The organism is Exiguobacterium marinum DSM 16307, assembly GCF_000620845.1.
GTDB classification, from domain to species: domain Bacteria; phylum Bacillota; class Bacilli; order Exiguobacteriales; family Exiguobacteriaceae; genus Exiguobacterium; species Exiguobacterium marinum.
Genome location: NZ_KK211189.1, coordinates 1,300,105 through 1,315,255, shown reverse-complemented (window position 1 = coordinate 1,315,255; position 15,151 = coordinate 1,300,105). Strand labels below are relative to the sequence as shown.

General features: G+C 47.1%; 12 protein-coding genes, 1 pseudogene and 1 riboswitch. Of the genes and pseudogenes, 4 read left to right on the top strand and 9 right to left on the bottom strand.

All coding sequences use genetic code 11. The features are described 5' to 3' along the window. Positions 1 to 261 precede the first annotated feature (261 nt). Complete coding sequence (gene ptsP / locus P400_RS0107075; RefSeq protein WP_026825517.1) at positions 262 to 1,980, top strand: phosphoenolpyruvate--protein phosphotransferase; 1,719 nt, start codon at positions 262 to 264, stop codon at positions 1,978 to 1,980. A 52-nt stretch (positions 1,981 to 2,032) separates the two neighbouring features. Here ptsP and P400_RS0107070 read toward each other — a convergent pair whose 3' ends face one another. The 6 genes and pseudogenes from P400_RS0107070 to P400_RS0107045 all read right to left on the bottom strand — a co-directional run bounded on the left by P400_RS0107070 (position 2,033) and on the right by P400_RS0107045 (position 9,500). Then, a complete protein-coding gene (locus tag P400_RS0107070) occupies positions 2,033 to 2,866 on the bottom strand; it encodes an aldo/keto reductase (protein ID WP_026825516.1) in 834 nt (277 codons plus the stop codon). A 129-nt stretch (positions 2,867 to 2,995) separates the two neighbouring features. Further along, complete coding sequence (ptsG, locus tag P400_RS15045; protein ID WP_034770949.1) at positions 2,996 to 5,035, bottom strand: glucose-specific PTS transporter subunit IIBC; 2,040 nt, start codon at positions 5,033 to 5,035, stop codon at positions 2,996 to 2,998. A 137-nt stretch (positions 5,036 to 5,172) separates the two neighbouring features. After that, positions 5,173 to 6,672: pseudogene (ptsG, locus tag P400_RS0107060) on the bottom strand (glucose-specific PTS transporter subunit IIBC); the annotation flags it as partial. A 220-nt stretch (positions 6,673 to 6,892) separates the two neighbouring features. Then, entirely contained in the window at positions 6,893 to 7,738 is an 846-nt protein-coding gene (gene glcT, locus P400_RS0107055) for a glucose PTS transporter transcription antiterminator GlcT (RefSeq protein ID WP_026825514.1), read from the bottom strand. A 104-nt stretch (positions 7,739 to 7,842) separates the two neighbouring features. Next, positions 7,843 to 8,160 (bottom strand): YuiB family protein, encoded by a 318-nt coding sequence (locus P400_RS0107050; RefSeq protein ID WP_026825513.1) that lies wholly within the window; start codon positions 8,158 to 8,160, stop codon positions 7,843 to 7,845. A gap of 128 nt (positions 8,161 to 8,288) precedes the next feature. Next, positions 8,289 to 9,500: an NAD(P)/FAD-dependent oxidoreductase gene (locus tag P400_RS0107045; RefSeq protein WP_026825512.1), complete on the bottom strand. Its 1,212-nt coding sequence runs from the start codon at positions 9,498 to 9,500 to the stop codon at positions 8,289 to 8,291. Positions 9,501 to 9,764: 264 nt separating this feature from the next. Between P400_RS0107045 and P400_RS0107040 the strand changes: the two genes are divergently transcribed. Beyond that, positions 9,765 to 10,742, top strand: a complete 978-nt coding sequence (locus P400_RS0107040) for an NAD(P)/FAD-dependent oxidoreductase (RefSeq protein WP_026825511.1) — start codon at positions 9,765 to 9,767, stop codon at positions 10,740 to 10,742. Between the two features lie 39 nt (positions 10,743 to 10,781). Here the strand turns inward: P400_RS0107040 and P400_RS0107035 are convergent, their stop codons facing one another. Both P400_RS0107035 and P400_RS0107030 read right to left on the bottom strand, forming a co-directional pair. Next, a complete protein-coding gene (locus tag P400_RS0107035) occupies positions 10,782 to 11,636 on the bottom strand; it encodes an NAD-dependent epimerase/dehydratase family protein (RefSeq protein WP_026825510.1) in 855 nt (284 codons plus the stop codon). Between the two features lie 111 nt (positions 11,637 to 11,747). After that, positions 11,748 to 12,104 (bottom strand): HesB/IscA family protein, encoded by a 357-nt coding sequence (locus P400_RS0107030; protein ID WP_026825509.1) that lies wholly within the window; start codon positions 12,102 to 12,104, stop codon positions 11,748 to 11,750. A 97-nt stretch (positions 12,105 to 12,201) separates the two neighbouring features. Next, a riboswitch (FMN riboswitch) is annotated at positions 12,202 to 12,344 on the top strand. A gap of 163 nt (positions 12,345 to 12,507) precedes the next feature. On the opposite strand from P400_RS0107030, the gene P400_RS0107025 reads away from it, so the two are divergent. Further along, on the top strand, positions 12,508 to 13,095 hold the full coding sequence (locus tag P400_RS0107025) for an ECF transporter S component (RefSeq protein ID WP_026825508.1): 588 nt from the start codon (positions 12,508 to 12,510) through the stop codon (positions 13,093 to 13,095). A gap of 70 nt (positions 13,096 to 13,165) precedes the next feature. Further along, entirely contained in the window at positions 13,166 to 13,738 is a 573-nt protein-coding gene (locus P400_RS0107020; protein ID WP_084483625.1) for a nucleotidyltransferase family protein, read from the top strand. 39 nt (positions 13,739 to 13,777) lie between these two features. On the opposite strand, the gene P400_RS0107015 is transcribed toward P400_RS0107020, so the two are convergent. Continuing rightward, positions 13,778 to 14,989 carry a NupC/NupG family nucleoside CNT transporter gene (locus tag P400_RS0107015; protein ID WP_026825506.1) on the bottom strand — a complete coding sequence of 404 codons (1,212 nt, stop codon included), beginning with the start codon at positions 14,987 to 14,989 and terminating at the stop codon, positions 13,778 to 13,780. Between the last annotated feature and the right edge of the window lie 162 nt (positions 14,990 to 15,151).

Sequence of the window (15,151 nt, the reverse complement as noted above, 5' to 3'; positions counted from 1 at the left end):
TGCGCAAGAGTCAAGAAATCTTCGAATTCATGGGCTATCTCCTCGTTGTGACGTTGTTTTATTTTATGATAGGATAAGAAAGTACGCAATCGGGCTTCTCTTCATCCTGAAGTGAGGCCAATTTGACTGGTCGAGGCTTCCCCTAGTCGTAGACCGTTGCTACTTTAACTTTCTATGTTCTCGTTAGTTCTTTTTTCTTTTCGGGTATGAAGTAACGAGACAGGAAAGTACACTATTTCTTTGAAAAGAGGGACTACGCTTATGTCACACATTAAAGGTATTGGTGCATCTGCAGGGATTGCAGTTGCAAAAGCATTCGTCATGGAGACACCTTCATTCGATATCCCATCACACAAGATTGAAGATGTCGCTGCTGAAAAGGCTCGTTTCCAAGATGCAATCGCACAGTCTAAAACTGAGCTTGAACAAATCCGCGAACATACGCTTCGTGAACTTGGTCCAGACAAAGCCGAGATTTTCTCAGCTCACCTTTTAATTGTTGAGGACCCAGAAATCGTATCGCAAGTGAACGAGAAAATTGAAAGCGAAAACATGAACGCTGCGAAAGCGCTTGACGAAGTCGCACAAACGATGATCATGATTTTCGAATCGATGGATAATGAGTACATGCGCGAACGTGCAGCTGACGTTCGTGACGTGACAAAACGTGTCATGGCTCATATTCTTGGGGTGACATTCGTGACACCTGCTTCGATTTCAGAGGAAGTCATCATCATCGCCGAAGACTTGACGCCTTCAGATACGGCACAACTTAACCGTAAGTACGTCAGAGGATTTGCGACAAACATCGGTGGACGCACATCTCACTCTGCCATCATGTCACGTTCACTCGAAATTCCAGCAGTCGTTGGGACGAAAGTGGCTCTTGAAGAAATCAAAAATGGTGACCTCGTCATCATCGACGGGACGGAAGGTGACGTGTTCGTCAACCCTTCAGAAGACCTCGTCAAAGAGTATGAAGGCAAACGTGCTGACTTCGAGGCTTACAAAGAAGAGTTGAAGCAACTCGTCAACGAAGAGTCTATTACAGCGGACGGCCATAAAGTGAAGCTTGCAGCGAACATCGGGACACCGAACGACTTAGAGGGCGTCTTGAAAAACGGTTCGGACGCAATCGGGCTTTACCGTACCGAGTTCTTATATATGGACTCTGAAACGTTCCCGACAGAAGAAGAACAATACACGGCATATAAAACGGTTATTGAAGGGATGGAAGGCAAGCAGGTCGTCATCCGTACACTCGACATCGGTGGAGATAAAGAATTGTCATACCTTGACCTACCAAAAGAGATGAACCCATTCCTCGGCTATCGTGCGATTCGCCTTTGCCTTGAGGAAACAGACTTGTTCCGGACGCAACTTCGCGCCCTTCTCCGCGCATCGGCTCACGGTAACCTCGCCATCATGTTCCCGATGATTGCGACACTCGAAGAGTTCCGCGCAGCGAAAGCCCTTCTCCTTGAAGAAGAAGCGAAGTTGAAAGAAGAAGGAATCGAAGTCGGTCAATATGAAACAGGAATGATGGTCGAGATCCCATCGACGGCTGTCATGGCGAAGCAATTCGCAAAAGAAGTCGACTTCTTCTCAGTCGGTACGAACGACTTGATTCAATACACGATGGCGGCTGACCGCATGAACGAAAAAGTTTCTTACTTGTACCAACCGTTCAACCCTGCCATCTTGAACCTCCTCCACAACGTCATCACGGAAGCACATAAAGCCGGCAAATGGGTCGGAATGTGTGGCGAGATGGCTGGAGAAGAACTCGCGATTCCAATCCTTCTCGGTCTTGGACTCGATGAATTCTCAATGTCAGCTTCAAGCGTCCTTCGTGCACGTAGCCTCGTGAAGCGCTTGACGAAGACAGAAACAGAATCAATCGTCAACGAAGTCCTCAATATGGACACAGCTGAAGAAGTCGTGAACTTCCTTAGCGAAAAGTTTGACATCAAAAAATAACGTCAAAAGTCCTTCTCTCAAGCGCGAGAGAAGGACTTTCTTGCATACTTATTTAGAAATCGAAATCGTCCGGGTCCGGACCGACACGCTTATGTCGATCGAGCGTATCGATACGATTCATTTGCTCTTCGCTCAGCTCAAAGTCATACAAGCTGAAGTTTTCTTCGATTCGATGCGGTTTAATCGATTTCGGAATGATGACCCATCCCGTCTGTAGATGCCAGCGTAAAATCACTTGAGCGACAGAACGCTCCACTTCTTTCGCGACTTCCAGTAAAGTCGGCTCTTCGAACAATCCACCTTGCATAAGCGGCGCCCAAGCGACCGGTACGATTCCATGTTCATTCATGTACGTTGCCAATTCGGATTGACGAAGCAACGGATGCCGCTCGACTTGGTTCACAGCTGGAACGAGATCACTGTTCGCAGCCAATGTCTCGAGGTGGTGAATCTGGAAGTTACTCACTCCGACTGCTCCGACACGTCCCTCTCGATATAATGTCTCAAGGGCACGCCAGCTCTCGATCATTTTGTCTTCGACCGGCCAATGAATCAAATATAAATCAAGTCTTTCTAATCCAAGTCGTTCGAGTGAAGCTTCATACGCGGCGATGGCAGAATCATAACCTTGATCGGCGTTCCATAGTTTCGATGTGATGAACAAATCATCCCGGGAAATATTTGCGATTTCCATCCCTTTACGAAGGCCGACACCGACTCCTTCTTCATTTCTATATACAGCTGCCGTATCGATATGTCGGTATCCTTGGCGAATCGCCTCGACGACCGCATCGATGACCGCGCCTCCATCTTCTACTTTGAACACGCCGAGCCCAATGGCCGGAATCGCTTTTTGTCCGTGATTAAGTTGAATCGTTTGCTCCATCTGTACCCCTTCTTTCGTGAGAATTCTCCTTTACTATAATAGAGACTCTCATTTTCTGGAATAAGGCACATTGAGGTAACTACTCAAAAAAGCCACTCCATTTCTCTATGGAGTGGCTCGTATGATGCGTTATTCTGGTCCTTTGTCGTCGGCTCTAAAATCGAGCGCTTCACCAGCGACGACGGTCTCACCGAACGGAACCACAACGACTTTATCGTCTCCGTTCGTCCAAATGATCGGTGTGATGAGTGACGGCACTTTATCTCGAATCGCACCAAGATCGACTTCGAGAAGCACGTCTCCCGCTTCAACTCGTGCACCTTCTTCCACTTTCGCAGTGAATCCTTCCCCTTTCAGATTGACCGTATCGAGACCGACATGAATCAATAGTTCACGCCCATCGTCAGCCAAGATGCCAATCGCATGTTTCGTCGGGAAGAATGTCGTGATTTGACCTGTCACCGGCGAAACGACCTGCCCTGAGCTTGGTTCAATCGCAAACCCTTCTCCCATCATGCGACCGGAGAAGACTTGGTCCGGCACATCATCGAGTGAGAGCAACACACCCGACATCGGAGCTAAGAAGCGATGGTCTGCCTGTTCGGCCGCTTCCGGCGTGATGACCGCTTTTTCCACTTTCTCTTTCGGTTTATATTCGCCACCTTCGATGATGGTTGCGATTTGTGATTTGAGCGTATCCGACTTCGGTCCAAAGATGGCTTGAATGTTATCTCCTACCTCAAGCACACCGGCAGCACCGAGAGTTTTCAGGAGGTCTTTGTCGACTTGTTTCACGTCGTTTACGGTGACCCGAAGTCGTGTAATACAAGCATCCAAGTGTTTGATATTTTCAGGTCCTCCGAGTCCGACGAGTACTTCATACGGCAAGTCATCCCCAATGCCTGCTTTGTCCCCTTTCGCGCCGGTCTGAACATCACGTCCAGGGATTTTCAGGTCAAACTTCGTAATGGCGAAACGGAATCCGAAGTAATAGATGACCGCAAAGACGAGACCGACCGGAATGACGAGCCACCAGGCCGTCCGGTTCGGCAAGACACCAAAGAGAAGATAGTCAATGAGTCCGCCCGAGAAGGTCATCCCAATTTTGACGTTCAGTAGATGCATCGTCATAAAGGAAAGTCCTGCAAAGACAGCGTGAATTCCGAAGAGAAGTGGTGCGACGAAGACGAATGAGAACTCGACCGGTTCTGTGATCCCTGTCAAGAATGACGTGAGGGCAGCTGAGAAGTAGAGTCCTTCTACGTCTTTCCGACGTTCTTTCGGAACCGTATGGAACATGGCGAGACAGGCAGCAGGTAAGCCGAACATCATGAACGGAAACTTCCCGGTCATGTACGTACCGGCTGTGAACTCGACCCCGTCGCGCAGTTGCGCGAAGAAGATCCGTTGGTCCCCTTGTACGAGATCGCCTGCCTGATTCGTATATTCTCCAAACTGGAACCAAAACGGAGAATACCAGATGTGGTGAAGACCGAACGGAATCAAGGAACGTTCTACTAATCCAAAGATGAATGCTGATAAGGCAACGTTTGCCTCGATGACCGTGCTTGAGAAGTTGTTAATCGCATTCCCAATCGGTGGCCATATATACGCAAGCGCGATCCCGATAATCAAACTGAATGCAGCTGTCGCAATCGGAACGAACCGCTTCCCGGCAAAGAATCCTAAGAAATCCGGCAACTTGATGTTGAAATATTTGTTGTACGCGTAAGCTGCGACAAGACCTGCGATAATACCCCCGAATACCCCCATTTGGAGTGTCGGGATACCGAGAACAGACGCGTACTGCGGGTCGCCTTGGGCGATTTCCGCGGTAATACCGTTCCACGTGCTAATAACCTTGTTCATGATCAGGTAACCGACAATCGCTGCTAGGCCAGCAACCCCGTCCCCGTTCGCAAGACCGATTGCGACCCCGACGGCAAACAGTAACCCTAAGTTCGCGAAGACGATGTCCCCGGCATCTGTCATGACTTGCCAAATCAGGACAAGTGAATCATTTGCCAGAAACGGGAGTAATTCAACGAGGTCCGGGTTTTGGAATGCGGTACCAAACGCCAAGAGAAGACCGGCTGCCGGTAAGATTGCAACCGGAAGCATGAGTGCTTTCCCGACTCGTTGTAAGACACCAAACACTTTCTTCCACATCATGGTTCCCTCCTTTGTCAGAATACTTACTTTTTCCCTCTGACCTTTAGATGAAACCGTTTCATAAAAAAGAAAAAGACCAACCCCTTAGGATTGGTCTTGGTAAACGATTAGTTAGCTTTCTTTTCGTTACCTGAAGCGATGACCGCTTGGATCTCTGATTTCAATGCATCCGAACGTGGTCCGAAGATTGCTTGAATGTTGTTACCCACTTCAAGGACACCAGATGCGCCAAGACGTTTCAACTCATCTTTGTTAACTTGTTCTTTATCTTTTACTTCGACACGAAGACGTGTGATGCATGCATCGAGGTGCTTGATGTTTTGTGAGCCACCAAGACCTAAAAGGATATCTTGTGCAAGTTCCGAACCAGTAGCTGTTGATTGTTCAACAACCTCATCTTCACGACCAGGTGTTTTAAGGTTGAACTTACGGATAACGAAACGGAATCCGAAGTAGTAAACAACCGCGAACACGAGACCGACTGGAATGACGAGCCACCAAGCCGTACGACCTGGAAGAACACCGAAGAGCAAGAAGTCAATCAAACCACCTGAGAACGTCATCCCGATCTTAACGTTCAAGAGGTGCATCGTCATGAACGAAAGCCCTGCGAATACTGCGTGTACTGCGAAGAGAAGTGGTGCTACGAACAAGAATGAGAACTCGATTGGTTCTGTGATACCAGTCAAGAACGATGTAAGGGCAGCAGAAGCCAAGAGACCACCGACAACCGCTTTACGCTCAGGACGTGCTTCATGGTACATTGCGAGTGCTGCTGCAGGAAGACCGAACATCATGAACGGGAATTTACCAGTCATGAACGTACCTGCTGTCAATTCAGCACCGTCACGAATTTGTGCGAAGAAGATCGCTTGGTCACCACGTACGATGTTACCCGCCGCATCCGTGTATGAACCGAATTCAAACCAGAACGGTGAGTAGAAGATGTGGTGAAGACCGAACGGAATCAATGAACGTTCGATCAAACCGAAGATGAACGCCGCGAATGTGCGGTTCTCAGTTAACATGAAGTTCGAGAATGTGTTCAATCCGTTTTGTACTGGTGGCCAGATCAAGAGCATAACGAAACCAGCGACAACTGCTGCAACTGCCGTTACGATTGGAACGAAACGTTTACCAGCGAAGAAACCAAGGAATTGTGGCAATTCGATATTGAAGTACTTGTTATAGGCCCATGCGGCGATGAGACCCATGATGATTCCTCCGAATACCCCTGTTTGAAGTGTCGGGATACCGAGTACGTTCGCGTACGATGGGTCACCTTGAGCTAACACTTCAGGTGTGAGTTCGAGCCAAACACCCATGACTTTGTTCATGATCAAGAATCCAACGATTGCTGCAAGTCCGGCAACCCCGTCACCTGCTAAACCGATGGCGACACCGACTGCGAACAAGAGTGCCAAGTTCGAGAAGATGACTCCACCTGCTTGCTCCATCAATTGAGCGAATTTCACGATACCATCGTTTGTTAACCACTCGGCACGTGTCGTAAGTTGCGGGTTTTGCATTGCGTTACCGAATGCGAGAAGAAGACCGGCAGCCGGCAAGATCGCAACAGGAAGCATAAGTGCTTTACCGACTTTTTGAAGAACACCAAAGATCTGCTTAAACATCAACATTTCCTCCTTTTTGTAAGTACATATAAACAAATGATAGCGATGTAGATGTCAGACAACCGACGTATCTAAACGTTTTCATAAATCACGTTTATAAAAATAGAAAAGGCATGAATAAGGATAGAACGTAGACCTCCCCCAATGGAGAAATCACATAACGTTCCACTCCTTACTCATGCCTGATCGAATCAGTAACACGTAAGACACGTGGTATCATTTATCTACTTGTTAGGCGCTGGAGATGCATCGTCAAATATGTCGCTTCACCTCGTGGGACGGGACGCTTTAATTCGCGTTCCATGATGCCCATCAGCTCCCAAGCAGTACTATAGCATAGCGGATATTCATCGCGCAACACCTTTTCAATTTTTTGTGGGGCTTCGACCATCTCACCGGTCGCAACCCGCTCAACAGCATACCTTAAGTGCCGAAGTAAGCGCTTATAATCGAGTGAGGAACGGTCCATTTTCACGTTCAAACGACTCTCAATCGTCTTTACGATTTGTCCGATAATCTGGTTGTGTCGGTTGACTTCCAGGACGTTTTTAAATGTCGTTGCTGAATGGATATGCAGCGCGATAAATCCAGTTTCCGCATCAGGCAATAATACGTTCAATCGTTCGTGGAACATATCGACGATTCGCTCCGCGAGCGCATACTCATTTGGGTAAAGAGATTCCGTTTCAAGTAAAAACGGGTTCGTCACTTCCATCCCTTGCTCGATTCGCTTCATCGTAAAGAATAAGTGGTCGGTCAAGCCGATATGAATATGCTCATCCACTTTCTTGCCCGTGCTCGTTTCAATAAATCCGACAATTTCTTGCATGAACGCAATAAAGTCCTCATCGACATGTTTAACAAGTTCTTGATATTGCGACTGTTCTTCCTTGTCCGTCAACTGATACACTTTCTCCGGGACGCTGGCCGGGTCGACGACGTCGCCAGGTTTTTTACCAAAGCCAATCCCCTTCCCGAGCAGAATGACTTCCGGATCCGTATCATGTTGACAAATGACAACGCTATTATTCAACACTTTTTTGATCGTATACATCGGTAATGTCATTCGCATCGCATCCCTTACTAAAAATCGTTTCGCTATCTAGTATATCGGTTCATGCCCTAAAAAAGTAGGGACAAAACAAAAAAGGCGAACATTTCTGTCGCCAATTAAAACATTGAATAACCGCTCTTTCGTAAGAAACGAATCGTCACACCAGCCAAGATTGCACCGAGCAATCCAAAGCCAAGCATGAACAAATCGAGAAGTTGCAACCCGACGAGTCCCTGATAGACACTCGTAAGCGCGGTAGATGTCTCGGTCACGTAACTTGAAAGTTTGACATTATCAATCATCATGATGACGAAAATTGGATAAATGAACACAAGTGTCCATGTTTTTTTGAGTAACATATTCAAGATGAAGCCGATACTGAAAAAAATCGTCATATACAAAACGGCCCCAATGACCGCCTGAATTATATGCATCTGTTGTTCCCCCTTGTCCGCTCTTCATTATACAAAATTTCAACTCATGTGGTCAAAGAACTTCATGTGAAGATTTCTAAAGAAAACGGCTCGTTCCACTTTCAGAACGAGCCATACATCATTTAGGATTAGAACTTCCCTTTTTTGAGGACGAGTCCGTATTTTTTCAATTCGATGAAGTGTTTGTTGTCGATGACTTTCTTCATGAATGACGCGTTGCGACCGAAGATCTTTTTGCCCATCACGATCCCGATACCATCGTTGTGTCCGAGCGAAGCAACTGTTCCTTTACTCTCGTAAGTGAACTTCGATGTCGATTTGCCATTGATGAGTGCCGCGATGTTTTTCGCAACGTTGTGAGCTTGTTGTGTCGCAATTTGCGCCGTCGGTGGATATGGACGGTTTGATGCCGGGTCCATGACCGCCGAGCAGTCACCGATGATGAAGACGTTATCGTGACCTGGTGCACGGTTATCCGCTTCGACCATGACACGATTACGGACTGCTTCAAATCCTGATTTTTCGATGATTGGGCTACCGCTTACACCACCTGTCCAGATGATTGTGTTAGCCTTAATCGTTTCTGTCGTCTCACCTTTAAGCGGGCCGAATGTGACGATACCTGGCTCAACACCTTTGATTCCGTTACCGAGTTTCATCTCGACACCCTTACGCTCCAACCATTTCTGCGCATATGTCGTGAGTTCAGGGTCGAATCCTGGAAGAACCGTCGGTGCTGCTTCAATGTTGACAATGCGGACCGCTTCGCGTGGTACGTCATATTGCTTGCAGAGTTCAGGAATTCGGTTGACGATTTCACCAAGGAATTCGATTCCTGTGAAGCCAGCACCACCAACAACGATTGTGACGAACGAATTGTCAGAAGAACCGTTTGTTTTATATTGAGCGAATGAGTACTCGATATGTTCTTTAATTTTACGAACACTATTCAATGAACTGATAGTCATCGCATGTTCTTTAAGACCTGGGATACCGAATGTCTCAGGCACACCACCAAGACCAAAGACAACGTAGTCATATTCGACGACCGAACCGTCTTCAAGCATCACTTGTTTTCCAGCAGTATCGACGCGATCGACGATTCCTTTGACAAATTTCACACGTGATGGGTTCACGATGTCATTAATGTAGACGCGCGCTTGGTCTGGGTTCATCGTTCCAGCTGCCGGTTCGTGAAGCCAAGTCGTTTGGTAGTGATAATCATGTTTGTTGATTAGCGTGATGTTCGCATCTCCTGCAGCGAGTGTCTTTTGAAGGTTGACGGCTGTAATGAGTCCGCCAAATCCTGCACCAAGAATAACAATGTTAGGTCGTTTCATGTTCATTTCCACCTTGTTTAAAAGTTTTGTTTTTTCGAACAACCATGTTGTGTGTTTCTTCACATAGATGTTCACAATAAAGCCTATTCTTGTTCAACGTCTGTTCACAATTGCTTCTGCTTCATTGTACGCTCTTTAATTTGAATTCTCAATGAAAAAGCTCCCCTTCTTGAATTTTTTTTGAAAATGTTGCATGTTTGTACTGAATGGATTTAATTCAATAAACTCTCTATAATAATTGTATACGCTTTGAGGAGGAATTCGATGAAGACGACAAAAGATGTAATCATCATCGGTGGTGGTCCGATCGGACTGTTCACCGCATTTTATGCAGGCATGCGCCAACTCGATACGACGTTGATTGAAAGCTTACCGCAACTCGGGGGCCAATTGTCAACGCTCTATCCTGAAAAATATATTTATGATATTGCTGGTTTTCCAAAAGTGAAAGCACAGGACTTAATCGATCAATTGAAAGCACAAGCTGACCAATTCGAACAAGATTACCGCCTCGGTGAAACCGTTGAAACGGTGGAGCGTCTCGAGGACGGGACATTCATTTTGACGACAAATAAAGAAGAGTATCATACAAAAGCTATCATCATCACAGCCGGAAACGGTGCTTTCTCCGCTCGTCCACTCGGTCTCGATGGCTGTGAAGATTACGCCAACCTTCATTACTTCGTCGACAATATGGAAAAATTCCGTGACCGTCGTGTCATGATTGCCGGTGGTGGCGACTCAGCTGTTGACTGGGCACTCATGCTCGAAGGCATCGCGAAAGAAGTACACATCGTTCACCGCCGTGATCGCTTCCGCGCCCACGAGCATACGGTCGAACAGATGAAAGCTTCGACGATTAACGTCCTCACACCATACAACATCGAGTCATTGTCAGGTGATACGCACATCGAATCTGTCGAATTGACGGATAAGAACGGCGAGTCAAAAATCGTTGAAATCGATGATTTGATTTGTAACTACGGATTCGTTTCATCGCTAGGTCCAATCAAGAACTGGGGAATGGAGTTCGAAAAAAACACGATCCGTGTCGACTCGCGCATGGAGACGACCGTAGCCGGCATCTTCGCTTGCGGTGATATCGCCACATACGAAGGAAAAGTGAAATTGATTGCGACCGGTTTCGGTGAAGCCCCAATTGCCATCAACCAAGTGAAGCAGCTTGTGGACCCGACCGCTCGTCATCCCCAACATTCGACGTCTGTATTTGCCGGGAAATAATGTTAAATCCTCTGTGGATATGCCCACAGAGGATTTTTTTCATTTCCGCATTGTCTGAAGAATGACTCGGTCGATCCAATCATCGAGTTGTGTGAACACATAGCCCGCCTTCTTCGCTTCGGTAATCGACATATAATAGTCGACATCCGAATCATACGGGGAAGACTCTCCGTCCTTTATAATTTGAACGGGTTTTTCGACGTGTTGACCAATTCGTTCCATCAACGCTCCTATGGAAATAAGGCCATCACTCGCTGCATTGAATGGACCAGTGACGTTTGCACGTCCTACCCATTCCAAAAAGCCTGCTGCTTCCGTGCTCGAGATGAATCCCATCCTCGCTTCCGGGTGATGCAGAACGACCGGTTCTTCGTTTCGGATCGCATCTACATAAAATTTGAGTCGGTCCGTATAGTCATCCGGACCTAAAACGATGGGTAGGCGTACCGTTACCACCGGGAACGAGGCGCGATGGAAGAGAAACGATTCAGCTTCTCGTTTCCCTTGTCCATAATCGTGTTCCGCGTCTAAGTGATATTCATAATGAAGTGGATTAAAATCACTCTCATTTAAATCAGGCCCCGGTGCATACACCGACATCGTTGACGTCAGTACGTATTTCCCGACCTTTCCCATGAACGCATCTGATGCAATCTTCGCCTGATACGGTGTAAAACAAATATTGTCGTAGACGAGATCGTACCGTTCACGTGCTAAGTCTTTCAATGTCGCCACCGATTGACGATCTCCTTTGACGGACCGAATCCCTTCGGCTTCTGGTACTTGCAGTTGGCCCCTCGTCACAATCGTCACATCGTCCCCCGCTTCAGCAAGTCGCAGCGCGAGCCGTTTCCCGAAATAGCGTGATCCTCCAAAAATCAATACTTTCCTCATCACCCTAGCCCCCTTTGATACGATTCTCTTTCCTACATTCCCTTTCCCTGCCGTTCCGTAACTGCTCGAATCGCACAAAAAAAGACTATGGCGTTCCATAGTCTAAACTAGTTAGCAATCTCCTGGTGTCCCGGCATTCGTCGCCGTCCGGAAACTCGAACCGCAGCCACATGTTGCGATGGCATTCGGGTTTTTAATCGTGAAGCCTCCACCGAGCATCGACTGCTTGTAGTCAATCTCGAGTCCGTCGACGACTCCATGGTCTGCTTCAGCGACGATGACGCGGACGCCGTGATGATCGAATTGAACATCTTTGTCCGTTTTTTCCTCGTCAAAGCCCATCCCGTAAGATAGTCCCGTACATCCACCACCTTGTACTTTTACTCGCAAGTATTGCGCTTCCGGGCGTTCGGCCTGTTTCATCATCTCTTGCACTTGAAGTGCGGCTGACTCTGTTAAATGAATCACTTGAACTCCTCCTCATATATCTTCATTTCAAGTCAATTGACTTGTAGTTTTGTGCATTTTCTTGTATAACTAAACTGTAACAAAAAAAATTAAATCGTTCCATCTTCGGGGCAGGGTGAAATTCCCGACCGGCGGTATTGAAGAATTGATTCTTCTCAGCCCGTGAGCGAGCAAGGCGTTGCTTGCTGATTTCGTGAGATTCGAAAGCCGACAGTATAGTCTGGATGGGAGAAGATGGCGGCATCCGACCGATATCCGGATGTTTTCTTTGACGTGGACTCTTCCACCTCGGAAAACATCTATTTCGTATGCGCGTAAACTCTCCCGATTGTCTTCATTGCAATCGGGTTTTTATATGCGACGGGTGCCATTCATCGAGGAGCGACCTAAAGGAGAGATTCTGATGAAAACTACGCGCAATAAACGACTGACTACAATGGTGACGTTGGCGATGCTCGGGACGATTTCGTTCGTACTCATGCTATTCAACTTCCCGCTCCCATTCTTACCGCCATTCCTCAAAGTGGACTTTAGTGACATTCCCGCACTCATTGCCGGAATCGTCTTTTCCCCACTCGCAGGTGTCGTGGTCGTCGGATTGAAAAACGTCTTGTACTATGTCTTTAACGGTGGCGGTGTACCAGTCGGAGAAGTCGCAAACTTCTTCGCAGGTGTGGCCTTCATGTACCCAGTTGCTTGGTTCTACCACAAACGTAAGACGAACAAAGCACTCGCTTCTGGCTTACTCGCCGGAACAATTACGATGGCACTTAGCCTCGCCATTTTAAACTATCTTGTCATCTTGCCCGCCTATGCGTTCTTTTTCGGAATGGCAGACATGGCAGACCCGGCTGTGAAAACGGACCTCGTCCTTTACGGGATTTTACCGTTCAACTTGATTAAAGCGATTTTAATCAGTGCGCTCTTCGTCCCTCTTTTCATGAAATTGAAGCCGTGGATCGAACGTCAACGCGTCCAACTTCAAGCATAATCGATATACGAGCATCTAGGCTTTGCCTAGGTGCTTTCTTTAACCGAAATTTAGGGAGGGTACTCTAATGATGACTGACGAACAGAATTTGATTCATTTTTTTCAGCAAGATTCAGAACTCATGCAGCATCTCCATACTGTCGCCACCCTCAATCTACCGGATTGGTTGATTTGCGCGGGTTATATTCGCGCGAAAGTGTGGGACCATCTTCACGGATACGATACACCGACAGAGACGGATGACGTGGATGTGATTTATTTCGACCCGATTCATCCGGAAGAATCCATCGAGAAAAAATTAGAGCGGACGTTGTATCAACTGAACCCAGGCGTACCTTGGTCAGTCAAAAACCAAGCAAGAATGCATCATGTGAACCATCTCCCGCCGTACACTTCATCGACCGATGCACTCGCACACTTCCCCGAGACCGTGACAGCAGTCGGGGTGAGACTCAATTCAAATGACGAGCTCATCCTTGCCGCGCCGTATGGGATTCAAGATTTGCTCAGTCTACAAGTGAAGCCAACACCGTTCTTTGAAGCAAACTCTTCAAACCATCCGATCTATTTGAAGCGACTAAAACAAAAAAACTGGCGCACCCAATGGCCGAACATCACACTTCACCAATCATCTGTATACTAAAAAGCGACCACCGAAGTGATCGCTTTTTTCTTATACCGATTAGAGAAGAAGTCCAGCCAAAGTAGCTGACATCAAGTTTGCAAGCGTACCTGCGAGAATCGCGAGAACACCCATGCGTGCGATATCTCCACGACGGTTTGGTGCCATACCACCAAGACCACCGAGAAGGATTGCGAGTGATGAGATGTTTGCGAAACCACAAAGTGCGAATGCGATCATCGCTTCTGTACGAGCTGACAAATCACCTGAACCGATGATTGGTGCAAATTCAGAGAATGCGACAAATTCGTTCAAGACTAATTTTTGGCCAAGGAAGCTACCGAATTGTACAGCATCTGCCCACGGTACACCGATGACGAAAGCAAGTGGCGCAAAGACATAACCGAGAATCAACTGTAATGACAATCCGTCAAATCCGAAAAGACCACCAACTGATCCGAGGATCAAGTTAACGAGTGCAATCAATGAGACGAATGCAAGAAGCATCGCACCAACGTTCAATGCAAGGAAGAGACCATCAGATGCCCCTCGTGCAGCCGCATCGACAAAGTTTGCTGCTTTATTCTCTTCGTCTTCAACGATTTCGATGTCATCATCGGCTTCCTCAGACTCAGGAACGATGATTTTAGCGAACAATAGACCGGCTGGCGCTGCCATGAAACTCGCTGCTAGCAAGTACTCAAGCGGTACACCAAGCGCTGCGTAACCAGCAAGAACAGATCCGGCAACCGATGCAAGACCACCGACCATGACCGCGAAGAGCTCAGACTGTGTCATTGTTGGAAGATAAGGCTTGATGACAAGCGGTGCTTCCGTTTGACCGACGAAGATGTTCGCCGTTGCTGAAAGTGACTCTTTACGTGATGTCCCGAGTGCTTTCGAAAGTGCCGTACCAAGAATACGGATGACCCATTGCATGACGCCAAGGTAGTAAAGCAATGCGATTAATGATGACATGAACACGATGATTGTCAAGACTTGGAAAGCGAATACAAAGTTCCCTTCTCCTACAGCTGTACCGAAGACAAAGCTAATCCCTTCGTTTGCTGTATTCAATACCGCTTGAACTCCTCCAGAGATCCAAGCAAGTGCCGCACGCCCCCAAGCTGTATACAATACGAGGAAAGCGAAAGTGAACTGGACTGCAAATGCAGCAAGGACAGTACGCCATTTGATGGCTTTACGGTTGGTAGAGAAGATGTAAGCGATTGCAATTAGTGCCAAAATACCAACCACACTCATGATTTTCATTGATGTTGTGCTCCTTTCATATTAAACAAAGCGATTATATGTGTCATACCCGAAAAGAGATGTGCCCTACCGTTTGAAACGCTTTCTTTTTACCGTTGTTAAACGTCAGACAACCTACATTCGAACCTCTTAGAATATAACATCCCTCTTTTTAAAATGCAA